At 68.8% G+C, this 22,459-nt stretch carries 22 protein-coding genes and 4 pseudogenes; 11 read left to right on the top strand and 15 right to left on the bottom strand.

The window, feature by feature from the left end:
- Positions 1 to 300 precede the first annotated feature (300 nt).
- Positions 301 to 933 carry a glyoxalase gene (locus ACLML9_RS05225; protein WP_411944408.1) on the top strand — a complete coding sequence of 211 codons (633 nt, stop codon included), beginning with the start codon at positions 301 to 303 and terminating at the stop codon, positions 931 to 933.
- A 122-nt stretch (positions 934 to 1,055) separates the two neighbouring features.
- Here the strand turns inward: ACLML9_RS05225 and ACLML9_RS05220 are convergent, their stop codons facing one another.
- Both ACLML9_RS05220 and ACLML9_RS05215 read right to left on the bottom strand, forming a co-directional pair.
- The gene (locus ACLML9_RS05220; RefSeq protein ID WP_411944407.1) at positions 1,056 to 1,193 is read right to left on the bottom strand and encodes a hypothetical protein; all 138 of its coding nucleotides are present in this window, start codon (positions 1,191 to 1,193) and stop codon (positions 1,056 to 1,058) included.
- A 190-nt stretch (positions 1,194 to 1,383) separates the two neighbouring features.
- Positions 1,384 to 2,124, bottom strand: coding sequence for an SCO6745 family protein (locus ACLML9_RS05215; protein WP_411944406.1), 741 nt, complete (start codon positions 2,122 to 2,124; stop codon positions 1,384 to 1,386).
- Positions 2,125 to 2,284: 160 nt separating this feature from the next.
- Here ACLML9_RS05215 and ACLML9_RS05210 point away from each other — a divergent pair, with 160 nt between their 5' ends.
- The gene (locus ACLML9_RS05210; RefSeq protein WP_411944405.1) at positions 2,285 to 3,817 is read left to right on the top strand and encodes an FAD-dependent oxidoreductase; all 1,533 of its coding nucleotides are present in this window, start codon (positions 2,285 to 2,287) and stop codon (positions 3,815 to 3,817) included.
- 48 nt (positions 3,818 to 3,865) lie between these two features.
- On the opposite strand, the gene ACLML9_RS05205 is transcribed toward ACLML9_RS05210, so the two are convergent.
- Entirely contained in the window at positions 3,866 to 4,510 is a 645-nt protein-coding gene (locus tag ACLML9_RS05205; protein WP_411944404.1) for an endonuclease, read from the bottom strand.
- Between the two features lie 155 nt (positions 4,511 to 4,665).
- Complete coding sequence (locus ACLML9_RS05200) at positions 4,666 to 4,830, bottom strand: hypothetical protein (protein ID WP_411944403.1); 165 nt, start codon at positions 4,828 to 4,830, stop codon at positions 4,666 to 4,668.
- Between the two features lie 25 nt (positions 4,831 to 4,855).
- Here ACLML9_RS05200 and ACLML9_RS05195 point away from each other — a divergent pair, with 25 nt between their 5' ends.
- The gene (locus ACLML9_RS05195; RefSeq protein ID WP_411944402.1) at positions 4,856 to 5,365 is read left to right on the top strand and encodes a CGNR zinc finger domain-containing protein; all 510 of its coding nucleotides are present in this window, start codon (positions 4,856 to 4,858) and stop codon (positions 5,363 to 5,365) included.
- 37 nt (positions 5,366 to 5,402) lie between these two features.
- Here the strand turns inward: ACLML9_RS05195 and ACLML9_RS05190 are convergent, their stop codons facing one another.
- The 4 genes and pseudogenes from ACLML9_RS05190 to ACLML9_RS05175 form a co-directional block, all read right to left on the bottom strand.
- On the bottom strand, positions 5,403 to 6,491 hold the full coding sequence (locus ACLML9_RS05190) for a methyltransferase (protein WP_411944401.1): 1,089 nt from the start codon (positions 6,489 to 6,491) through the stop codon (positions 5,403 to 5,405).
- A gap of 100 nt (positions 6,492 to 6,591) precedes the next feature.
- Complete coding sequence (locus tag ACLML9_RS05185) at positions 6,592 to 6,843, bottom strand: DUF2165 family protein (RefSeq protein WP_411944400.1); 252 nt, start codon at positions 6,841 to 6,843, stop codon at positions 6,592 to 6,594.
- The gene (locus ACLML9_RS05180) at positions 6,843 to 7,073 is read right to left on the bottom strand and encodes a hypothetical protein (protein ID WP_411944399.1); all 231 of its coding nucleotides are present in this window, start codon (positions 7,071 to 7,073) and stop codon (positions 6,843 to 6,845) included. The genes ACLML9_RS05185 and ACLML9_RS05180 overlap by 1 nt, the downstream gene beginning before the upstream one ends.
- A gap of 11 nt (positions 7,074 to 7,084) precedes the next feature.
- Positions 7,085 to 7,268: pseudogene (locus tag ACLML9_RS05175) on the bottom strand (D-galactonate dehydratase); the annotation flags it as partial.
- 102 nt (positions 7,269 to 7,370) lie between these two features.
- Between ACLML9_RS05175 and ACLML9_RS05170 the strand changes: the two are divergent.
- A pseudogene (locus ACLML9_RS05170) lies at positions 7,371 to 7,598 on the top strand (IclR family transcriptional regulator C-terminal domain-containing protein); the annotation flags it as partial.
- A 182-nt stretch (positions 7,599 to 7,780) separates the two neighbouring features.
- Here ACLML9_RS05170 and ACLML9_RS05165 read toward each other — a convergent pair.
- Positions 7,781 to 8,353, bottom strand: a complete 573-nt coding sequence (locus tag ACLML9_RS05165) for a hypothetical protein (protein ID WP_411944398.1) — start codon at positions 8,351 to 8,353, stop codon at positions 7,781 to 7,783.
- Between the two features lie 1,396 nt (positions 8,354 to 9,749).
- Here ACLML9_RS05165 and ACLML9_RS05160 point away from each other — a divergent pair.
- The 3 genes and pseudogenes from ACLML9_RS05160 to ACLML9_RS05150 all read left to right on the top strand — a co-directional run.
- On the top strand, positions 9,750 to 9,932 hold the full coding sequence (locus ACLML9_RS05160; protein ID WP_411944397.1) for a hypothetical protein: 183 nt from the start codon (positions 9,750 to 9,752) through the stop codon (positions 9,930 to 9,932).
- A 208-nt stretch (positions 9,933 to 10,140) separates the two neighbouring features.
- On the top strand, positions 10,141 to 13,368 hold the full coding sequence (locus ACLML9_RS05155; protein WP_411944396.1) for a protein kinase domain-containing protein: 3,228 nt from the start codon (positions 10,141 to 10,143) through the stop codon (positions 13,366 to 13,368).
- Positions 13,369 to 13,377: 9 nt separating this feature from the next.
- Positions 13,378 to 13,488, top strand: a pseudogene (locus tag ACLML9_RS05150) (aldo/keto reductase); the annotation flags it as partial.
- Between the two features lie 59 nt (positions 13,489 to 13,547).
- Here the strand turns inward: ACLML9_RS05150 and katG are convergent.
- From katG to ACLML9_RS05135, 3 genes are all read right to left on the bottom strand, one after another.
- Positions 13,548 to 15,779 carry a catalase/peroxidase HPI gene (gene katG, locus ACLML9_RS05145; RefSeq protein ID WP_411944395.1) on the bottom strand — a complete coding sequence of 744 codons (2,232 nt, stop codon included), beginning with the start codon at positions 15,777 to 15,779 and terminating at the stop codon, positions 13,548 to 13,550.
- A gap of 35 nt (positions 15,780 to 15,814) precedes the next feature.
- Positions 15,815 to 16,219 carry a Fur family transcriptional regulator gene (locus tag ACLML9_RS05140; RefSeq protein WP_036512825.1) on the bottom strand — a complete coding sequence of 135 codons (405 nt, stop codon included), beginning with the start codon at positions 16,217 to 16,219 and terminating at the stop codon, positions 15,815 to 15,817.
- A gap of 148 nt (positions 16,220 to 16,367) precedes the next feature.
- Positions 16,368 to 16,652 (bottom strand): cold-shock protein, encoded by a 285-nt coding sequence (locus tag ACLML9_RS05135; RefSeq protein ID WP_411944394.1) that lies wholly within the window; start codon positions 16,650 to 16,652, stop codon positions 16,368 to 16,370.
- Positions 16,653 to 17,065: 413 nt separating this feature from the next.
- On the opposite strand from ACLML9_RS05135, the gene ACLML9_RS05130 reads away from it, so the two are divergent.
- Complete coding sequence (locus ACLML9_RS05130) at positions 17,066 to 17,401, top strand: MerR family transcriptional regulator (RefSeq protein ID WP_411944433.1); 336 nt, start codon at positions 17,066 to 17,068, stop codon at positions 17,399 to 17,401.
- A 188-nt stretch (positions 17,402 to 17,589) separates the two neighbouring features.
- Here ACLML9_RS05130 and ACLML9_RS05125 read toward each other — a convergent pair whose 3' ends face one another.
- From ACLML9_RS05125 to ACLML9_RS05115, 3 genes and pseudogenes are all read right to left on the bottom strand, one after another.
- On the bottom strand, positions 17,590 to 19,041 hold the full coding sequence (locus ACLML9_RS05125; protein WP_411944393.1) for an MFS transporter: 1,452 nt from the start codon (positions 19,039 to 19,041) through the stop codon (positions 17,590 to 17,592).
- Positions 19,042 to 19,185: 144 nt separating this feature from the next.
- Positions 19,186 to 20,001 (bottom strand): DUF1206 domain-containing protein, encoded by an 816-nt coding sequence (locus ACLML9_RS05120; protein WP_411944392.1) that lies wholly within the window; start codon positions 19,999 to 20,001, stop codon positions 19,186 to 19,188.
- A gap of 222 nt (positions 20,002 to 20,223) precedes the next feature.
- Positions 20,224 to 20,472: pseudogene (locus ACLML9_RS05115) on the bottom strand (acetyl-CoA C-acyltransferase); the annotation flags it as partial.
- Between the two features lie 43 nt (positions 20,473 to 20,515).
- Here ACLML9_RS05115 and ACLML9_RS05110 point away from each other — a divergent pair.
- From ACLML9_RS05110 to ACLML9_RS05100, 3 genes are read left to right on the top strand one after another with little or no spacing between them, the layout of a single operon-like run.
- Positions 20,516 to 20,824 carry a hypothetical protein gene (locus ACLML9_RS05110; protein WP_411944391.1) on the top strand — a complete coding sequence of 103 codons (309 nt, stop codon included), beginning with the start codon at positions 20,516 to 20,518 and terminating at the stop codon, positions 20,822 to 20,824.
- A gap of 41 nt (positions 20,825 to 20,865) precedes the next feature.
- Positions 20,866 to 21,588, top strand: a complete 723-nt coding sequence (locus ACLML9_RS05105) for a FadR/GntR family transcriptional regulator (protein WP_411944390.1) — start codon at positions 20,866 to 20,868, stop codon at positions 21,586 to 21,588.
- Complete coding sequence (locus ACLML9_RS05100) at positions 21,585 to 22,325, top strand: sterol desaturase family protein (protein WP_411944389.1); 741 nt, start codon at positions 21,585 to 21,587, stop codon at positions 22,323 to 22,325. The genes ACLML9_RS05105 and ACLML9_RS05100 overlap by 4 nt, the downstream gene beginning before the upstream one ends.
- The last annotated feature ends 134 nt before the right edge of the window (positions 22,326 to 22,459 follow it).

Genomic DNA, 22,459 nt, shown 5'->3' with positions numbered 1-22,459 from the left:
CACAGGGTCCTCCAGGAAGGTAGTGCCCCCGACCACGGTCGGGATTCGTTGCCTGCGCCGGGCACCGGGCAGCACCATATTGCTCCGCACGTGGGTGGCCGAGGTCGTCGATCCAGGCGGTGCCGGATCGACGACCTCGGCCACCCCGGCGGAGACTCGTGTGCGGCCCGCATCCGGCGGGCCCGGACGGTGCGCGGCCCGACGAGTTCCCTGCACTGCAATAATCGTCACAGTCCACCGGAGCGCACTGATCAGGAATCGAGAAGCGCAGGTGACCGGCCCGGAATTAGCGTGAGCAGCATGAACGCTTCGACACACACCACCACCGCCCTCACCGTCCACCTCGAGGTACCCGACCCCGACGCGGCCCGAGCCACCTACGCCGCCGCCTTCGGCCTCGGTGCCGGGCTGGACTTCCGCGCCGGGCAAGCCCCCACGAACGGATTCCGCGGCTACATCCTTTCCCTGGTGGTGTCGCAACCCGGGAACGTGGACAGTCTGGTCGACAGCGCGCTCGGCGCCGGCTTCACCACCCTGAAGCCCGCCGCGAAGAGCTTCTGGGGCTACGGAGGTGTCCTCCGGGCACCCGACGGCGCGATCTGGAAGATCACGACCTCGAAGAAGAAGGACACCGGGCCGGTCACCCGCGACATCGACGAGGTCGTGCTACTGCTCGGGGTCGACGACGTCAAGGCCGGCAAGCGGTTCTATGTCGAACGTGGCCTGACGGTGGCCAAGAGCTTCGGTGGCAAGTACGTGGAATTCGCGACCCCCGACTCGCCGGTGAAGCTGGCACTCTACGGACGCCGCGCCGCGGCGAAGGACGCCGGCGTCTCCCCGGACGGGGACGGTTCACACCGTATCGTCATCGCCGGCACCGCTGGTTCGTTCACCGATCCCGACGGTTTCGTCTGGGAGTCCACGGCCGGGTGAGCCCGAAGCGGCCCGCGACGGCCGCGGACTCCACCGGCAGCGGCGCGCGCAATGTGTTCGGCGCCGCGCCATCCGGTGCGGTGAACCCGGATGCCGCGGCCGTGGGCACACTTCGTCGAAGGTCAGTCGGCGGCGACATGCGCCGGTCGCTGCCGGACGAAGGCCAACACGGGCAACGCGGTGACGAGCAGGACGGCGCCGGCGGCGGTCAGCGCGAGATGATCGGCGGAGGTGAACGCCTCGTGCCACTCGCGACCCATCGGACTCGGCGACGTAGATGCGCAGTGACCTGCGGCCCGGCGACGCCGGCCCGTGGTTTCCGCGCCGGCCGGGACCTGCTCGGGCGCCACGGGCAGGGACAACGTACCCCGCCACGGCCGTGGGTACCGTCACCGGCGGGAAGAGCGTAGCGAGCAGGTGGCGGGCACCGGGCGTCGCGACCGGCCGGTCTCAGCGGGCGAAGGTCGCGGTGTGGGCAGCGGCGACCAGGCGGGTGAGTTCGGTTCCCGCGTCGTCGCCGAGCACCGCGAACGCGGGGGCGATGAGGTCGTCGGTGATCGATTCCGCACGCTGCCAGGCGGCGCGGATCTCGTCGGAGATCTCTTCGAACGGTTCGGGCCACCCGTACCAGCGGGCCTGGCCGGGACCGTCGTTGAAGGGCGACCCCGAGATCAGCACGGCCTGCAGCGGGGTGATACCGGCGGCCCGCACGGCGAGAAGGTGCAGTCCGCCGCGGAGTTCGCGCAGGACGTGGGCGAGCTGCATGACGCGGCCCGGCGCGTCACCGGGCAGGGGTACGGCGCGCCACCCCGCGAACAACGGGAGTCCGGCCGGGTCCGCTGCCGCGACAACGGCGTCCAGCAGTTCGGCCAGGCACGGCGCCTCGTCGAAGGAAGCGAGCTTCCGGCGGCCGAAGTCCTGACAGGCCAGCGCGTACCGGTGGGCGGCCTTCGCGGCGGGCATCGGGACCGACTCCCAGGCCGCGCGGATCGAGTGGGCCGGAAAGAACCCGAACGCCGCGGTCACCACCTCGGCGTCCACCTCACCGAGCACGCCCCCGCGGCCGCGCGTATAGGGACCGAAGAATTCGTCCCTACCGGTTTCGGCGGCGTACTCCCGGGCCTCCCTCGAAAACATGAAACCACCACCGAGTTCCTGGATATGTGCGTTCACCGGGGCGCCGACCGACATCTTCGTTCCTTCCACTGCCCGGATATCCGCCCCACCGTATCCATCTTTTACGCTGTACGGAAGCCGCGCGCACCGCACTGCCGCGCCCGGCCCGCCGACCGGCCGATACCCGGCGCGCGGCGCCGGGTGTGGCCGGCCGGGTCCGGGGTATTCACGCGCCGTGAACTCACCCATGGGAACAGCCGAGTCGTATTGGATGGATTCCACCGGGCCGACGTCGTATCCGCCGCTGACCGGCGATATCGAGGCAGATGTCGCGGTGGTCGGCGCGGGCATCGCGGGGATCTGCAGCGCCTGGGAGATCGCGGCCACCGGGCGTTCGGTCGTAATACTCGAGGCCGACCGGATAGTCGGCGGAACCACCGGCTACACCACGGCGAAGGTGAGCGCCCAGCACACACTGGTCTATGACATGCTGCGTTCTTCGTTCGACGAGGAGACCGCGCGCTTGTACGCCCGCTCGCAGCAGGAGGCGATCGAACATCTCGACCGCACGGCCACCGAACTGGGTATCGACTGCGAACTGGAGCGGGCGCCCGCCTACACCTATGTCACCGAGGAGAAACGGATCGGCCAGATTCGCGCCGAAGTCGATGCCGCGCGGCATGCGGGGCTGCCGGCCACCCTGGTCACCGAGACCGGTCTGCCCTTTCCGGTGGCGGCGGCCGTCCGCGTGGCGGACCAGATCCAGTTCCATCCGCGCCGCTACCTGCTCGGCCTGGCCGAGGCCCTGATCGCGCGTGGCGGCCGGATCTTCGAACGCACGCGGGTCGTCGCGCTGGACGAGGGCAGCCCCTGCCGGTTGACCACCGAGTCCGGCGCCGTGGTGCGTGCGCGGGATGTCGTGGTCGCCACCCACTACCCGGTATTCGACCGAGCACTGCTGTTCGCGAGGCTGCAGCCCCGGCGCGAGCTGGCCGTCGCGGGCGTGATCGCCGCCGAGCACGACCCGCAGGGAATGTACATCACGCCGGAGAACAACACCCGCTCGGTGCGCACCGCCCCGTACGGCGCGGACCGGCGGCTGCTCATCATCACCGGCGAGCACCTACGGCCGGGCACGGCCTCCACCACGGACCGGTTCGACCTGCTGGCGCAGTGGGCTCGCGACCATTTCCCGGTGGACTCCCTCGCCTACCACTGGGGCGCCCAGGACAACACCACCTCCGATGGGATGCCCTATATCGGTCGCTTCCATCCCGGCGCCCGGCACGTGTACGTATCCACGGGTTTCGGCGGCTGGGGGATGACCCACGGGATCATGGGCGGGCGCCTGCTGGCCGCCGAACTCGCCGGCGAACCGGCGCCCTGGGCGAAGATCTACGATCCGCGCCGCCTGCATCCGAAGGTCGAGGCCGGCAGCGTGCTGACGTCCGGGTTGGATGTGGGCCGCCATCTCGTCGGCGACCGGCTCCGCCCGCATACCTTCGTCGACTCCGCCGCGGACCTCGCCCCGGGAAGCGGAGCGGTGATGCGCAGGTCCGGGCGCCGCAGCGCCGTCTACCGCGACCACGACGGGCGGCTGCACTCGGTATCGGCGGTATGCACCCATCTGGGTTGTCTCGTGGCGTTCAACGATGCCGAAACCAGCTGGGACTGCCCGTGCCACGGATCGCGCTTCGATATCGACGGCAAGGTCCTGGAAGGCCCGGCGACCAGGCCCCTGGAATCGCACGACCCGGGTGCGGACTGACCGCCACGGTGGAGACCGAAGGTAGCCGCCGGTGCGAGGCGCGGGAGGTCAGCCGGCCGCCGAACGCACGTCGTTCGCCGCGTCGTCATCGATGCCGATCCGCACCAGCGCCGCGGCGAATTCGGCGGACCGATCGCGCGGCGCCAGGCGAGCGAGTTCCGCTCGATCGGTGGGCAACCCGACTTTCGCGGCCCCGCGCACGGCGCGTTCGTCGAAATAGGGGCGCGCCCAGGTCCACACATCCTGCACCTCGCGCAGGAAGATATCGCCACCCGTGGGACCGATTCCCTTGAACTCCTGGATCAGCTCCGCTGCCCGGCCGGTGTCGTGATCGGCTTCATCCGCCAGCTTGCGCAGGTCACCGTCGTATTTATCGACGGCCGTGGTGGCGGCGGCGCCCAGTTGAGCGGCGGTGCTCTCGTCATAGCGGCGATAGTGCCCGCGCCCGAGCGCGTCGACCAGGTCCTGCCAGTCCGCGTCCGCCACCTTCCGGGCGGTGCGGTAACCGCTGTTCATCAGCTCCGTCGTGGCGGAGATCGCGATATCGGCCGAGATGCGGGCGCTGAGCAGATCGGTCAGCACGAGCAGCTGGAACAGCGGGGCCGGTTTGTCGTCCAGCCTGATCCCGGCTTCGGCGGCGTAGGTGGTGCCCGCTCGGTCGAGCAGGGCGCGCACAACGTTTCGGTGGCTCATCACTCCTCCTCCTCGTCTCTGCCGCGCGGGTACCCGCGGCCCGCGCGCCCACACAGTTCCGCCGGTCCGCTCCCCGCCCGCGCCGGGCGCGGCACGATTCCGTCGCGCCCTGCTCTCGCGGTGAATCGCCCGGTTGCCGGACAGCGTGCGAGCCGTCAACCCAGGACACCCGCCAGGCCGCTGCCGCCGGGTGATGCGGTGACCGCATCCGCTTCGCTCACCAGCCACTGACCGCATACGCAACGCCAGTAGCGGACCGCACCGTGTTCGGAGATCAGGGCGGGTTCGGGCCAGGAGCACGCGGAGCAGGTGATGGTCATAACCCGAGTCTGCTGTAATGGTTCTATGCATTTCAACCCTTACGGAGGCGCCGCGGCCGACCTGGCGGCCCGGCTGGTGAACGCGCCACCGGATCAGGATCTGGCCGCACTGCTGGCCGAGGCCGGTTACACACCGATCGGGACGGTGAGTTCCCGGCAGGCGGCCGAACTACTCCGCTGGACCCGCCGGCTCGACTCGGTGTTCCGCGCACCCGGGGTCGAGCCGATCAACGCGCTGCTGGCCGAGACCACGAGCCGCCCCTATATCTCGACCCACGACGGACGCGCCCCGCATCTGCACTACGCCGCCGAGGACGCGCCGGTCGAGGAACGCGTGAAGGCCTATACCGCCGCGGGGCTGGCCGAACTGTACTGCGCCGCGCCCGACCGGATCGGGCAGTGCCGACGGGAGGAATGCCCGCGGGTGTTCGTCGACATCTCCCGCAACGGACGGCGCCGCTTCTGCTCCGAACGGTGCGCCAACCGGGTGAATGTGGCCAGGCACCGGGCCAGGTCCGCCCGCCGGGCGGGGTGACCCCGCTCCCGGCACACATCGTGCGGCGGCCCGGGTGTCACGGCACCGGGACGGCCTCGAGCACATTCTCCGGCGACAGCGTGGGTGTGCACGAGATCAGCGCGAACCCGGCGCCGGCCAGCAGGGCACGATACTCGGACTCGGTTCGTTCCCGCCCGCCGGTGTGTACCAGCATCTCGAGGTCGATGTAGTGGCCCGGATGCGGGAGATTCCGCTGCGGGAGAAGCAGTTCGATCACCAGCAGCCGGGCCGTCGGGGCCATCGCCGCGCGGACCGTCCGCAGGATCTGCCCCGCCTGTTCGGCGGGCCAGTCGTGCAGGATGTGCTTGAGCACATAGAGGTCGCCGCCCTCCGGAACGGCGTCGAAGAACGAGCCACCGACCGTAGTACACCGGTCGGCGGTTCCGGCCCGGGCCAGCAGTTCCGCCGTTTCGGTCACCACCTCGGGCAGATCGAACAGCACGCCTGTGCAGTCCGGCGCGCGGCGCAGTATTTCCGCGAGCAGGGCGCCGCGACCACCACCGATATCGACGACCGTGCGGTAGCGGGTGAAGTCGTGCGCTGCCAGCACCGCGCGCTGCCCCAGGCCATCCATATCGGACATCGCGCGATCGAACATATCGCCGAGCGCACGGTCGGCGCGGACGAGATCGAAGAAGGCGCGGGCGGCGACGGCCGGCCGGCCGGTGCGCACCACGTCCACCAGACGATTCCAGTGGTCGCGGTGCGTCGGGCTACCGAAGAACAGCACCGCGTCCCGCAGCGAGACGGGCACGTCGTTGCGCAACGCCTGGGCCATGGGGGTGAGCGTGTAACGACCGTCGCGGCGCCGGGCGAAGATACCGTGCGCGGTCAGCAGGCGCAGCAACCGCCGCAACGCATCGGGGTCCGCGCCGACCGCCCGCGCGAGGTCGGTGCCCGAGCGCGGGCCGGCGACGAGCGCACCCGCTATATCCAGGGCCGCGGCCGCGTAGATCGCCTGGGACAGCCAGCCCGCGGTGACCATCTCCATGAGGGCGAAATGTGGAGGAATCAGCCGCCGGTGGATCCCGGCCAATCCGCCGCGGACCCGCTCTATCGCGCGAACGACCGACCGCGGCGGTGTCTTCGTTCGATCGGAGAGCATGGCGACTCCCTCTCGTGGCGGGTGTATCCGCTGAGACTACGACCTCTCGCGGGCGCCCCCGGACAACGCGGCGGTCGTGTCCGGCCGCTCCCGCCGATCGTCAGCCGGCCTCCGCGGACCGCGGCAGGTGCACCAGAATCAGCCCGACCCCGGCGATCAGGAAATTCTGCAGCGCGGCCGACGAGGCGTTCACATCCTCGTTGGCCCACATCCGGAACCATTCACCGCCGATGGTCAGGAAGCCGCCCGCGAACAGCAGGACGGCCAGCGTCCAGCCCAGGCCGGAACGTTTCGCGGCGGTAGCTGTCGCTCCCACCCGTCCGCGCAGGGCGGCACACGGTCGACGAACCATCAACCCGGGATCTGCAGCGCCGCATAGGTCCAGCCGAAGGCCGACAGCAGCAGGCCCTGTTGCGCCGAGGACAGGTCCATTTCGTCGGCGATGGCAGGTACCGCGATCGAGAGGTTCGCACGGTCCATGTAGTTGATGACCACTGTCACGAACAGCATGACCGCGATCAGGCTTCGCGCTGTACTGGCCTTGGCGGCCAGGCCGGATGCCGCGGGCCGCTTATCGAGCATTGTCTTTATGGTCACCAATCCGCGAAAGAACCGTCACTGTGACGCCGGATCGGGTTACGGCCACCGGTGTCCGACAGCCGCCCGCTCCGCCACATATTCCTCATTGATCTCGATGCCGAGGCCCGGCCCGGACGGAATCCGGACCTGGCCTTCGGCGTAGGTGAACACCGCCGGATCGACCAGGTAGTCGAGCAGGAGGAATTGTCGGCCACGGTGCTCGATACGGTCCACCTGGCAGTCGAGGACGGCGGTTCGGTGCTCTACCTGGACAAACTCCCCGGCTCGCGGGGGGCGGAGATGCGCTCGCGGATCGGGTACCGCATGCCGCTGACCCGCGCGGGCGTCGGTAAGGCGCTGCTGCTCGTCGCGGCCGATCGCTGGGCCGAGCAGTACGCCGCCGATGAAGCGCGACTTCCGGCTGGGGCAAAGCCCGGCGCCCCCGAGGACTTCCTCGCCTGTATGCAGATCTACGCCCGCATCGGTGCGGCCATGGACCTCGAGGACAACGAACCCGGCATCCGCTGTGTCGCGGCGCCGATACGCGACGCGTCCCGCGCGATCGTGGGCGCGGTCAGCGTAGCGGCGACATGCCCGACGAGCGGATGCGCGGCCTGGTGCCGGTGGTGCGCCGCGCCGCGGGCCGGATCTCGGCCTCGCTGGGCTACCTGGCGACCTGACCTGCCGGGCGCACACGGCAAGGCGTCCGGTCAGGATCGCCGCTCGGCCTTACCGAGCGCCGACAACCCCTCCCAGACGGGCCCGAAGACGAGCCATAGGCCGGTGACGGTCCAGGCCCGGCCGATCCACCAGTACAACTCGCCGGCTTGCGCGCCATCGGCAGCGGTGACAACGATCAGCACGAGCGCGGCCGAGGCGATCACAGCGGCGAGTACCACGCGACTCCATTCACGCCAGGCCGCCGCGACCCGCTCCCTGCTGCCTTTGGGCGGTTTCGCCGGCGCCGGACCGCCCGCGAAGCGATGGGCGAAGCGGGTATCGGCCCAGCGCACCAGGGCGGGACCGAACGCGACACTCACCCCGAGATAGATCGCGGCCAGTCCGTGGACGACACCCGGCTCGGCACCTCGGCGTAGATCGATCGCCGCGGCGACGATGAGCGCCACGTCCAGCAACGGGATACCCCACAGCAGGGCCGCGCCGACGGCGCGCAACCGGAGCGGATACCGGGCGGTGAGTCCCGCGGCGAGTAGCACCCACAGGCCCGCCTCGGAGGCCGCGATCATCATCGCGACCGGATTACTCAGGACAGTGTCGAGCATCTGACGTCCTCTACTGGTCCGGTGTGCACCTGTCGCAAAGCTACGGTCGTGCGGCGGGCGTGCGCGTCATCCGAACGGACGATCGCGGGCGCCTCCGAACGAGGAGAGCCGCCGCCGGCGGGCCACAACGCGACGACGGAAACGCAAGAGCCCCAGAACAACACATAATTACCTGTGCGAAATGCATCGTTTTACGCCCGGCACCGAAATATATGAGAAATTCACGCAATCGGTCCGCAGCGGCGATCTTGTTATCTCACCGGGCTCCGATTTACTGACATATATGTAATTATCGGCGGCCCGATCCGATTGTGTCGGATGGATCACAATTCAGTTTGCTTTCACCCTCGATACCTATAACGTTCGGATAACACCAGTACCAAGGTGTGCGGCGGCGCAGACGGCATCGCCGAAGCAACGGATACGACAGGAGCATTATCATGGGTTCAGTGGACTTCAGCGCCCTCGGCGATTTCTTCGGCGCCTTCGGTGACATCTTCGGCGGCATCGGAACCCTGTCGAGCTTCTCTGCCGAGTAAGTATGCGCTGCGCATGAGCAGGGAATCCTGTGAAAACAGCCCGCCGGATCACGTCCGGCGGGCTGTTGCCGTATTCCGGCACGCATTTCGCGTGAGTTTCACACATATCACCACCGGAATAGCGACGGAACCATTTATCGAAGATTGTCGATACAGACGATCGGGAGTCATTTCGCATACCGGGCAACGGACCCGATCGGACGCGGTTCGCCGCTGGAGCCGCCATACCGGACGACGCCCCGCCGGACGACGCAAAGATCACAGACGGGTCAACCGATTCGGCACCGCCGTTACGGGACGTATAGGAGTTCCGGGCGCCGGACTCCGCCTCAGTGGGATGGCCGGCACGGAATTCCGGAGCAGTACATTCGGGGCGCGCGTAAGTGCATGTCCCCGATGTGACGAACCCGCAGACCGGCCCGTCGCGACAGCGCCGCCCGCGAGGTACCGGGTATGACCCCTATCACTCCCACGGAACGGCCCCTGCAAGCGACCTGGCACCACCCTGACCAGGCATTATCCGAAAACAGGTATACCCGGGGCCGTTCGACCGGCGCATTTTCGCGCCCGATACCAGACTCTGGAAGCCGTACGAATCGGCAACCATCACGTCGAGGGCAGTAATGCACCAGTGGAATTCCGACCACGTCCCGGACTGCAGTGATCTGTACGCGGAATGCACCGAGGCCGCACTGATGATCCGTCGATGCGCAAGCTGCAGCAGGCTGTTCGCCCCGCCGGTCACCCGGTGCTCGGCATGCCGGTGCGACGATTTCGAGCGTGTCCCCTCGACCGGGAGTGGATCCATCGTGTGCTGGCGGAAAATCGCCTGTGCGCCGAACGCTCGCACGGAAGCGGTGGAGTCCGCGATAGCGATCGTGGAACTCGACGAGGGGCCGTGGGTCTACACGACGATCCACGGTGAACTGCCCCGTGCCGGGCGCCGGCCGGTCCGGGTGCACTTCCAGGCGCCACCTCGCGGGGACCGCTTCCCGGTATTCGTGATCAGCGGCGGTCGGCCGGCTCTCGCCGCGGAGTGACCGCCCCGGCGTATCCCCCGCCACCGGGATGAGCGGCCCGCGACGCGACCTTCCCGGGAACAACGCCTCGCCGCCGGAGGCGCCCCGGCGATAGAGTTGAGGTGGCGAGAGGGACGCGTATGGTACCCGGTGCCCACAACCAGACTCGGTGGATCGCGCCCACCCCATGAACGGCGACGACCCCGTACGCACACGCCGCGAGTCGACGATGACCGTCGCGACGGAACTGGACGCTGCCGGATTCGAGGACGCGGCGGAAGTCGGCCGCGGCGGATTCGGTGTGGTCTACCGATGCAAGCAGGAACCGCTGGACCGGACGGTCGCGGTGAAACTGATGACCGCGGAATCCGACGAGGACAATCGTGCCCGCTTCGCCCGGGAGCAACGCGCGATGGGCCGGTTGACCGGCCATCCCAATATCGTCACCGTGCTCGAGGAGGGCGTCACCGCCCGCGGGCGGCCGTATCTGGTGACCCCGTTCTATCCGCTGGGCTCCCTCGACACCTGGATTCGCGACCACGGGCCGCTGGCCGCCGAGGACGTGCTGCAGATCGGCGTGAAGATCGCCGGTGCGCTGGAGAGCGCACACCGGCTCGGCGTCGTCCACCGGGATGTGAAACCGGGCAATATCCTGCTCACCGACTACGGTGAGCCCGCGCTGACCGATTTCGGTATCGCGCATATCGCGGGTGGTTTCCGCACCGCCGCGGGCACCGTGACCGGGTCGCCGGCATTCACCGCCCCCGAAGTCCTCGAAGGCGAACCGCCCACTCCCGCCGCCGATGTGTACGGGCTCGGCGCCACCATGTTCTGCGCACTCACCGGGCACGCGGCGTTCGAGCGGCGCAGCGGCGAGAAAATGGTGACCCAGTTCCTGCGGATCACCACCCAGCCGCTGCCCGACCTGAGGGAAAGCGGCGTGGCCGCCGATATCAGTGACCTGGTGGAATCGGCGATGGACCGGGACAGCCGGAAGCGTCCGTCGGCCACGGCCCTGGGCCAGTGCATCCGCCGGTTGCAGGAGCGGCACGGATACCCCATGGACGAGATGGCGTTGCAGGAGCAACCCGCCCGCGAAGAGCCCGCGGACAAGCCCCGGATACCGCCACAGCGTAAACCGATCGGGGCCGACCACAGCGGGAACATCCCCCTGGAGCTGACCAGTCTCGTGAACCGGCGCAGCGAAGTGACGGAGGTGAAGAACCTGCTGGCGAACTCCCGGCTGGTAACCCTCACCGGCACCGGCGGCGTGGGAAAGACGAGACTCGCGCTGCGGGCGGCGGCACAGGTGCGGCGGGACTTCTCGGATGGTGTGTGGCTGGTCGACCTCACCGATGTCTCCGACCGCGCGATCCTGGTCGATGTGGTGGCCGACGCGGTCGGGGTACGCGAAGAGACGGGCCGGCCGCTGCTCGATGCGCTGGTGGAGTACCTGTGCCCGCGCGAAACACTGCTGGTGCTGGACAACTGTGAGCAGTTGGTGCGCGCGGTCGCGGAACTGGACGAAGCCCTGCTGAAGGGCTGCTCGGGATTGCGAATCCTCGCCACGAGCCGCGAGCCCTTGAACATCGCCGGTGAGGCGGTGCTGCGGGTGGCGCCGCTGCTCGTTCCCGACCCGGACCGGGTGCCCACACTGCTCGGCCTGCCCCGTTTCGACGCGGTTACCCTGTTCGCCGAACGCGCCGCCGCGGCAGTCCCGGGTTTCGAACTCGACGAGAGCAACAAGGATGCCGTGGCGCAGATCTGTGCGCGATTGGACGGGTTGCCCCTGGCCATCGAGTTGGCGGCCGCCCGGCTGCGCACCATGACACCGCAGCAGATTCTGGAGCGCATCGATATCCGCAACCCGGTGCTCACTCGCTCCAGCCGCACCGCACCGACCCGCCAGCAAACCCTGCGCCTGTGCATGGCCTCCAGTTACGACCTGTGCACTCCTGCCGAACAGCGGCTGTGGGCCCAGCTTTCGGTGTTCGCCGGGAGCTGCGAACTGGATGCCGCGGAGGGCGTCTGCGATATAGACCCCGGCCCGGACAGCGTGCTGGACGTGCTGTCGGCGCTGATGGACAAATCGATTCTCATCCGGGAGGAAACCGGCGGCGCCGTACGCTTCCGGATGCTGCAGACCCTGCGCGACTTCGGCCGGGAGAGCTTACGGGAGGCCGGGAGGGAGGGAGAACTGCGCCGACGGCACCACGAGTGGTACGAGCGGCTGTGCGCGGAGTCCACGGCCGGCTGGATCAGCGCCGAACAGCCCCGCTGGATCGCCCGGCTCACCCAGGAACTACCCAACCTGCGCGAAGCGCTCGAATACTGTCTGGCCGAGGACACCGAGGCGGCGGCGGACGCCGGGGTGCGGACCGCCGCCGAGCTTTTCGAGTTCTGGAACTTCCGCGGCCTCTACGGCGAGGGCCGTTCGTGGTTGCGGCGCGTGCTCGCCCGGCCCCGGTGGCATTCGGTCCCCGATCGGATCCGAGCTCTGTGCGCAGCAGGCAAGTTGGCCACCACACAGGGCGAGTTTCCGGCAGTGGCGGAAGCCCTGGCGGAAGCGCAGGACCTCACCGGGCCGGAAACCGAGCCGATGTGCCGGGCGCAGATCGCCTATCTGGAAGGGCTTTTCGCCATGGCGCGCGGTGAACCCGACGCCGCACCGGCCCATTTCGAACGCGTCGTGGAGCTCACCGGCGCCGCTCCGCCAGGTCCGCTGCGGATGGGCGCACTCACCCTGACCGGCTGGGCGTACGAGCTGAGCGGAGACACCGGCCGGGCGAGCGAGTACTACCAGCAGGTACTCACCGTCACCGAGCCGCGCGGTGAAATGCTCCATCGCGCGGCTGCCCTGCGCGGTATGGGAATCGCGGTCTGGCGGGACGGCGACCGGGTGCGGGCCCGGGAGCTGCTACAGGAGGGGTTGCGGGTCAACAACAGCCTGATCAGCAGCACAGTGATCGGTATGTTCTGTCTCGAGGGGCTGGCCTGGGTCGTCGACACCCGCACCGAAGCCGAACGCGCCGCGGTGCTGATGGGCGCCGCACAGGGACTGTGGCCGTCGGGTTCCCGCGTCATGACCGTCTTCCACAATATGGCCGCCTTCCACGCGGAATGCGAGCACGACGCCCGGGCAGCCCTGGGCGACCGGCGATTCGATGCGGCCCACCAGCAGGGACAGAGCATGGGCATGGATGCCGCCGTGGCCTACGCGCTCGGCGAACCGGCCACCTCCGCCGGCAGCCCGGCAGACCGTGCGGCGAATCTCACCCGGCGCGAACGTCAGGTCGCCGAATTGATCGCCCAAGGGCTCAGCAACAAGCAGATAGCGACCAAGCTGGTGATCTCCCAGCGCACCGCCCAGGGCCATGTGGAGAACATCCTGACCAAGCTCGGGTTCACCTCACGTGTCCAGATCGCGGCCTGGGTGGTGGCGAACGCGCGACACTGAAGCCTGCCCGCCATCCTGCACGCCTTCGACAAGAGCGCCGGCAAACTGGGCATGGAGCAGATCGATCTGCTGATCCTGCACCAGGCGCTGCCCGGTGAATTCGACCGGACCGTGGCCGCCCCGACGGAAACGGATCCGGGCCGCCCCGTACGGGACGGCCCGGAACTCCGCGGCACCGATCAGCGCAGATCGTAGCGATCGTTTTCGGCGACCTTGACCCACGCGGCGACGAAATCATCGACGAACTTACGACCGGCATCGCGCTGTGCGTACACCTCGGCCACGGCGCGCAGCACCGAATGCGACCCGAAGATCAGGTCGTTGGCGGTGGCCGTCCACTTGGTCTCACCGCTGCGGCGGTCGCTGCCCTCGTACACGTTCTCCGCCGTCTCCGACGCCTTCCACTCCGTGTCCTGGTTCAGGAGATTGACGAAGAAGTCGTTGGTCAGCACACCGGGCCGGTCGGTGAACACCCCGTGCTCGGTGCCGCCGTGGTTCGCGCCGAGTGCGCGCAGACCACCGATCAGCACCGTCAGTTCCGGTGCCGTGAGATCGAGCAGGTAGGCCCGGTCCACCAGCAGGCGTTCCAGCGGCGCCTTCTCGCCGTTGCGCACATAGTTGCGGAACCCGTCGGCCCGCGGTTCGAGGACCGCGAACGACTCCACATCGGTGTTCTCCTGGGTGGCGTCGGTGCGGCCGGGCCGGAACGGCACGGTCACCTCGTGGCCCGCGTCCCGGGCCGCCTTCTCGACCGCCGCCGAACCGGCGAGGACGATCAGGTCGGCCAGCGACACCTTCTTCCCGCCCGCGGCCGATCCGTTGAAATCCTGCTGGATCCGCTCGAGGACGGGCAGGACTTTCCGGAGTTCGGACGGTTCGTTGACCTCCCAGTTCCGCTGCGGTTCCAACCGGATCCGGGCGCCGTTCGCACCGCCGCGCTTATCGGTGCTGCGGAAACTCGCCGCCGAAGCCCACGCGGTCTTGACCAATTGCGGCACCGACAGGCCGGAATCGAGGATCTTGCCCTTGAGTTCGGCGATATCCTCGTCGTCGATCAGTTCGTGGTCGACCGCCGGGACCGGGTCCTGCCACAGCTGCGGTTCGGGAACCCACGGGCCGAGGTAGCGGCTGATGGGCCCCATATCGCGATGCAGCAGCTTGTACCACGCCTTGGCGAACGCCTCGGACAACTCCTCGGGATGTTCCAGCCAGCGGCTGGTGATCTCCCGGTAGACGGGGTCCTCGCGCAGCGCGAGGTCCGTGGTCAGCATCGTGGGGGTACGCGCGGGGCCGTCGAACGGATCCGGGATCGTGCCCTCGCCGCCGCCGTCCTTCGGCTTCCACTGGTACGCCCCCGCGGGGCTCTTGGTGAGTTCCCATTCGTATCCGTACAAGTTCTGGAGGAAGCCGTTGCCCCATTGGGTCGGAGTGGAGGTCCAGACGACCTCGAGACCGCTGGTGATGGCGTCCTTGCCCTTACCGGTCCCGTAGCTGCTCTTCCAGCCCAGGCCCTGCTGTTCGATCGGGGCGGCTTCGGGTTCGGCGCCGACCAGGTCGGCATCGCCGGCACCGTGGGTCTTGCCGAAACTGTGGCCGCCGACGATGAGCGCGGCGGTCTCCTCGTCGTTCATGGCCATCCGGCCGAAGGTCTCCCGGATATCCCGGGCGGCGGCCACCGGATCGGGCCGCCCGTTGGGGCCTTCGGGATTGACGTAGATCAACCCCATCTGGACGTTGGCCAGGGGGTTCGCCAGTTCCCGGTCACCGCTGTAGCGCTCGTCGCCGAGCCAGGTGTCCTCCGGACCCCAGAAGACCTCTTCCGGTTCCCAGATATCGGGGCGCCCGAAGCCGAATCCGAAGGTCTGGAAGCCCATCGAATCGAGCGCGACATTCCCGGCGAACACGATCAGGTCGGCCCAGGAGATACTGTTTCCGTACTTCTGCTTCACCGGCCACAGCAGGCGGCGGGCCTTGTCCAGGCTGGCGTTGTCAGGCCAGCTGTTGAGCGGCGCGAACCGCTGCGCGCCCTGACCGCCGCCGCCGCGGCCGTCGGCGATCCGATAGGTACCCGCCGCGTGCCAGCTCATCCGGATGAACAGGCCGCCGTAGTTTCCGTAGTCGGCCGGCCACCAGTCCTGCGAGTCGGTGAGCACCGCCGCGACATCGGCTTTCAGCGCTTCGACGTCGAGCTTCGCAAACTCCGCGGCGTAGTCGAAATCCTCGCCGAGCGGATTGGCTTTGGACGAATGGGCGTGCAGCACCGAGACATCGATCTGCTCCGGCCACCAGTCCGTATTGGTGCGGGGGCGGTGGTCGGTATGGGGCGTAGGCGAGGGGATCGCCGGGTTCTCGCTCTCGCTCGCGCTGCGAGTTCCGGTGTCAGGAGCGGGTGGACGACTATCGGAGGTCACGACTTTCCTTCCTGAATAAGTGGCAGGAGCTGCGATCAGGTGCGGTGCGATGCCGCACAGTCGGGACACAGACCCCAGTAGATGACCTCGGCTTCGTCGATCGAGTAGCCGTGGTCGTCGGAGGCTGTCAAGCATGGGGCCGCGCCGACCGCGCAATCGACATCGGCGATCGAACCGCAGGTCCGGCATACGACGTGATGGTGATTGTCACCGACGCGGGACTCGTAACGGGCCACCGAACCGGAGGGCTGGATACAACGCAGGAGTCCGGCCGCGGTGAGCGTGTGCAGGGAGTCGTACACCGCCTGGTGCGAGACCGCCGACAGGCGCGACCGCACGGCGCGGATGATCGAATCGGTGTCGGCATGCGGGTGGTCGTACACCGCGCTCAGCACCGCCACTCGCGGAGCCGTCACGCGCAGCGAAACTCCCCGCAGCATCTGCTGGAAATCCACGGCCGCATGCACAGCGGAAAGTCTGGTCTCTTTTCTGGAATGAGTCAAGCATTCGCTGCGTGCTCGACCGTCTGCCCTGGTCACGGCGATTTGTTCGTCATGTCGGGGTCATCCTGTTCGTCGCATGAGCTCTTCAGTCACAGAGACGCACCGCTACGGCCTCCGCCCCGCCGGCACGCGCGACCGTGGCGAACTCCACGCGCTGGTCGGCGAAAAGGACCCGGTACCCGTCGGCGTCGATACTCCGGTACTCCACGAAGACCGGAGCGATATCGTCGTCGGGATCGATATAACCGAAGCCCTTCTGGGCGTCGTACCAGATCACCCGGCCGGACCGGATCGAGGAGCGGTCGGCCGTCGGCCGGGGTAGCAAGGCGCCGGATTCGTTCTCCAGTCGCGCAGAGGCGGGCGCCGTCACCGGACGCCCGCTTTCGAGGCGCCCATGACCCGGTTCCACCACTCGTCGAGCGGGCTGGGCTCCGGCCAGACCACCCGGGCCTCCGAACGGGACTGCGTGCGTTCTCGTGTCGATGCTGTCGATATTTCGGTAGCGGGCATGACCGGATACATCTCCAAACTGGCGAATCGGATGGACAAAAGGATGTTCGTCGTCGGCGCGGTAGATCCGCGGGCGAGACGGACCGGAGCGCGGCGGGCCGGAGCGGACCACCCGGCTTCTGGCCGGGGGCCGCCGCCCGCGAACTCCGTTCATATCGATCGGATGTAGATAATCTTTGTCTCAAAACATAGATTTCTTATAGCACTGACAATTACCTAGTGCAAGTTGATAAGGTAGGAAACCTCGTGTACGACGACGAGGAAGAGGAGTGCATGGATCAGGAGCGCGACTCGGGGCGACACCTGCCCGATCCCGATCAGGCGGTATACGGGATCTCGGTCGCAGCGGGCCTGGCGGGCATCGGCGTACAGACGCTGCGGCTCTACGAACGCCACGGTTTGCTCAGCCCCGCGCGTAGCGACGGCGGCACCCGCCGCTACAGCGGTAACGACCTCGCTCGCCTGCGCCGGATCACCGAACTCGCCGCGGCGGGGGTGAATCTCACGGGTATCGGCCGCATCCTCGACCTCGAGGATGCCAATGCCGATCTGCACGCCGACAACGACCGCTTGCGTCTGGACAACGACAATCTGCGCGGCACGCCGTAGTCACACGGATCGCACCGGAGAACGCGCGCGCTCGTAGCGCAGGGCTCCGGGTCCATGAAGCGCGACCGGCGTACACGCCGGTCGCCTCGGCGAGGGGTGTCGAATGCATATGCCGCGTCTACCCCGGATCGTTCCGATCATGCACCGCGACGCAAAACCGACCGACTGATCGGTCCGCGATAGACCGTTCACCGCACCGCCCGCGCCGGAGCGACCGCGGGGCCCACGACTCCGCACTGCGGCAGGCAGTCCACCCGGTCCGGTTCGGGTGCTCGCCGCCGCGGCCGCAACAGCACCCCGGCCAGCGCGGCGCCGGTGAGCAACAAACCCGCACAGATCCACATGGCGACACCGAAACCGGAGTCGAACACCGCGGGATCATCCAGCGCACCGGAGATCCCGGCCAGCCCCGGCAGAGCCGCCACCGCGAGCAGCTGCGCCGTCCGCGCGACCGCGTTGTTCACTCCGGAGGCGATCCCGGCCTCGCTCGCCGGCACGGCGCCCAGGACCGCTCCGGTGAGCGGGGCGACCAGCACCGACAGCCCGAGACCGAAGACCAGCACCCCGGGCAGTACATCGAGCGGATAGGAGGCACCGGGACCCACGCGCTGGAGCAGGATCAGCCCGCCCGCGGCGAGCAACGGCCCGAATGTCATCGGCAGGCGGGGCCCGTGCCGCTGGGCCCACCGGCCGGACGGCGCCGAAATCGCCAGCATGAGCAGGGTCACCGGGAGCGTGGCGAGCCCTGCGCGCAACGGCGAATACCCCACGACGACCTGCAGCTCCAGCACCAGCAGGAAGAACACTCCGCCGAGTGCGGCGTACACCGCGAGAGTGACCAGGTTGGCCACCGTGAAAACCCGGGAGGCGAACAGTCCCGGCGGTACCAGCGGGTGGTCACTGCGCATCTCGATGAGGACGAAGACCGCCAACAGCGCCCCGCCGGCGCCCACCAGGACCGGTAGTTCGTCGATCAACCCCAGCGTCAGGGCGCCGAGCGCCGCGGCCACCACCAGCGCGCCGGGGAGATCGAGCCGGGCGGTCGCATTCGGATCGCGGCTCTCGGGCACATGCCGCAAAGAAACCAGGACGACGACCGCCACCAGCGGCACGTTGAGGAAGAAGATGGACCGCCAGCCCGCCACCTCGATCAGCCAGCCGCCGAGGAACGGCCCGAGTGCCCCCGCCACCCCGCTGAACCCGGACCACAGCCCGATCGCCGCGCCCTGGTCGCGATTGTCGATGGAGGCGGAGATGAGGGCGAGGCTGCCCGGCGTGAGCATGGCCCCGGCCACGCCCTGTAGCACCCGGGCGGCCACCAGCATCTCGATGTTCACGGCCGCTCCGCACAGTAGCGACGCGACGGCGAAACCCACCGCACCGGCGACGAAAACCTTGCGCCTGCCGAAGCGGTCCCCGAAGGAGCCGCCGAGCAGGATGAACGAGGCCAGGGTCAGTGTGTAGCCGTTGAGGGTCCACTGCAATCCGGCGACGTCGGTATCGAGCGCGGCGCCGATACGGGGCAGCGCGATATTGACGACAGTGGCGTCCAGGGAAGCCACCGAGGAGCCGAGCACGGTGGCCAGCACAATCCAGCGGCCGCCGGCCGACCCGAGACGGGGCAGCTCGGTGGGGTTCACGTCACCGAAGATACGGATCCGCCGCGGTTCGCCACCGTGCGACACACGCCGGGACGGGAGACGAGATCGCCACAGCCCAGCGCCCCACCCTGCCGGTCGGCAGGGTGGGGCGCGGCAGGTACCGGGGACGAGCGTCCGCGCCGGTCACATCCGGGCGTAGCGGGCGCAGGCGAAATCGTAGAGACCGTAGGCGGCTATGCCGAGTCCCGCGGCGACCAGGAGAACGGGGCCGAACGGCTGCGCACCCAGCGTTTTCAGCGCGGCGTCCAGGCCACTGGCCTTACCTGGGTCGGACTGGAACACCGCCACGATCACGAGCACACCCACCCCCGCGATGGCCGAGCCCTTACTGAGGTACCCGGCGGTTCCCAGCCGACGCAGCAGCACACGGTCGGTACGCAGTTCCTTCAGGAACCTCCGGGTCCCGCCCTTGTAGATGTGGTAGGCACCCACCCCGATGATCACCGCCCCGACCAGCACGAGGGCGATCTTGCCGCCGGTGTTCTGCATCATTCGCGCGGACAGCCCGGCGTTCTTACCACCACTCGAGCTTCCGCTGCCCTGGACGAAACCGAAGGCGGTGATCGCGTAGCCGAAGTAGACCAGGGCCACGGCGAATGCTTTGCCGCGGTGGAACAGATCGGATGTGCGGTCCTCGTCACCACGGGCGCGTGACCCGAGTACCGCCTCCGTGAGCCGCCACAGCCCCATGAAAACAAAGGCGGCGATACCGACGACCAGCGCGGGAACGCCGCCGGGTTTGGCGGCCAGCTCGGCCATGGCACCGGATTGATCGGTGGTGCCGCCGCCACCGAAGGCGAGGCGCACGGCGAGGTAGCCGATCAGCAGGTGCACGAGCCCCGCCATCACGTAACCGGCACGGGCCAGTCGCTCGAACATACGACTGTCGGTGACACGGCGCGCCGCGGAAACCGGCCTGGATGTGGAAACCTGGGTCATCTGGCCTCTCTTCGTACCGGAGGCGCGCGACCGGGCAGTACCGGAGCCGGTCCCACGCGAGCCCGGCCCCGGATCGGCGTCGACCCGAAACCGCTTCTCGCGCTCGCCTGTTCGCTGCCACGCCTCCTCGAGCGAACGGAACGTTCAGCAGATACCCGGGAACGGGGCGGCAAAACGGTACCCCGCCGGGGGATGGCGCGTTCGCGTCATCCCCCGGCCGGCTCAGGCCGAAGTCACCGCGGCCGCCATGCCCTGGCCGCCGCCGATGTACATCGTCAGCAGCGCTCGGCCACCGCCGCGGCGCCGCAACTCGTGTAATGCCGTGGTCAGCATGCGAATACCGGTGGCTCCGATGGGATGGCCGAGCGAGATCCCGGAGCCGTTGACATTCAACCGGTCCCGGTCGTCCCAGCCCCACTCGTGCAGGACGCCGAGCACCTGACACGCGAACGCTTCGTTCAATTCGACCACCGCATCGACCCGGCACGGCCGGCTCGGGTCGCGGTGGGCCCGGGTGATCGTCCCGTTCGACAGCGCCGATCGCACCACCCGCGAACGCTACCGCCGCTACGCGGCCGGGCGCTCCGAGCGCACTCGCGCCCCGCAGGGCGAGCGGCGAATCCTGTTCGCTCCGGATCTGGTCGGCACCGCCGAGCAGATCCTGGATCGGCTGCGCGCTGATCCGGTCCTCGCCGGGACCACGGAGTTGCGGCTGGAACTACCGTACGAATGCCATCGCGGCGACTACGAGCAGATACTGCACGACACCGTCGAGTACATCGCACCGGAGCTGGGCCGGCAGGCGTCGACCGAACTGGTCTGACCACTTGACCTCTTACCAATAAGAGGTCTACCGTCCGAGATATGGCACTGAAGCGGATTGCCCGCCGGTCGGTTCCGGACGAGATCTACGAGCAGCTCGTCGACGACGTCCTCACCGGCGAGCTCGCGCCCGGCTCGGCCCTGCCCGCCGAACGTCAGCTGGCCGAAGCGCTGGGCGTCTCCCGGCCCACCGTCCGGGAAGCGGTCCAGCGGCTCGCGCGGGCGGGGCTGGTGGAGATCCGCCAGGGCGGCAGCACCACGGTCCGCGATCCGCGCCGGTCCGGCGGCCTCGAACTGTTGCCGCGGCTGATCCTGCGCGGCGGCCGGCTCGACCACTCCGTCGTACGCTCCATCCTGGAGACCCGGGCGACCCTGGGCCGCGAGGTCGCCGGCCTCGCCGCCGGTCGGCACGGCCCGGCCGCCGGGCCCACCCTCGCGGCTGCCGTGGACACACTCGCCGGCCGAGACGATCCGCTGACGCGCCAGCTCGCCGCGCTCGCCTTCTGGGACCATCTGGTCGACGCCGCCGATTCGATCGTCTACCGCCTGCTCTTCAACCAGCTGCGCACCGTCTACGAACCCGCCATGGCCGCCCTCACCGGCGTCATGGACACCGAGGTGGGACAGCCCGAGCGCTACCGCGCGCTCGCCGCGGCCGTCATCGCCGGTGACGTCGACTCGGCCCGTACCCGGGCCGACGCGCTGCTGTCCCTGGCCACCACGGAATTCGACAACCTCCTGCACCGATTGGACCAGACGCCATGAACCTCTCGCATGCCGCCCGGCGCGGCCGTAACACCGGGATCGACCGTCTCGCCGAGGGGCGTCCGGCCGCCGACGAGGCGAAGATCGCTCGCCGCGCACCGGAGTCGCTCGCGGACGTGTTCGCCTCGTTCCGTCACGCGCCCTCGCCCTGGGTGATCGCCGCGCTGCTGGTCGCCGCCGCCACGGCCCGCGTCCTGGTGGGCGACTGGCAACTCACCGACGCCCTGGTCCCGGCGCTCATGGTGGCCGCGTTCCCGGTCGTGGAATGGGTCATCCATGTCTGTGTGCTGCATTGGCGGCCGCGCACCCTGGGCCGCTGGCAGATCGACTCGCTGCTGGCGCGTAAGCACCGGGAACACCATGCCGATCCGCGGATCCGGGAACTGGTCTTCATCCCGTGGCAGACCTTCCTCTGGCTGCTACCCACCCTGGTGGCGATCGCACTACTGGCCTTCGGCCGGCCGGGCCTGGGCCTGACCTTCCTCACCACCGTGGGCGTCCTCGGACTGGTCTACGAATGGACCCACCTCCTGGTGCACACCGACTACCAGCCACACAGCGCGATCCTGCGCGCGGTGCGCCGCAATCACCGTCTGCACCATTTCAAGAACGAGCACTACTGGTTCGCCGTCACGACTGCCGGAACCGCGGACCGGGTCCTGGGCACCTATCCCGATCCCGCCTCGATCCCCACCTCCCCCACCGCGAAGGCCCTGCACAAGCCGCAGGCCGCCTGACGCCCGGCCGCAGTACCGCCTTCCGGCGCTGTGCACCCGGTACCCGGGGGCCCGCGCCCCACCCCCCACGGGTTGGTTTAAACCCCACCAGAAAAGCGGGAGGGGGGGGGGGGGGTGAACGGGGCACCCCCGCC

The organism is Nocardia sp. NPDC002869 (genome assembly GCF_046764065.1).
GTDB classification, from domain to species: domain Bacteria; phylum Actinomycetota; class Actinomycetes; order Mycobacteriales; family Mycobacteriaceae; genus Nocardia; species Nocardia rhamnosiphila.
The sequence above is the reverse complement of the archived record's forward strand: the minus strand, read 5'-3'. Positions and strand labels throughout refer to the sequence as shown.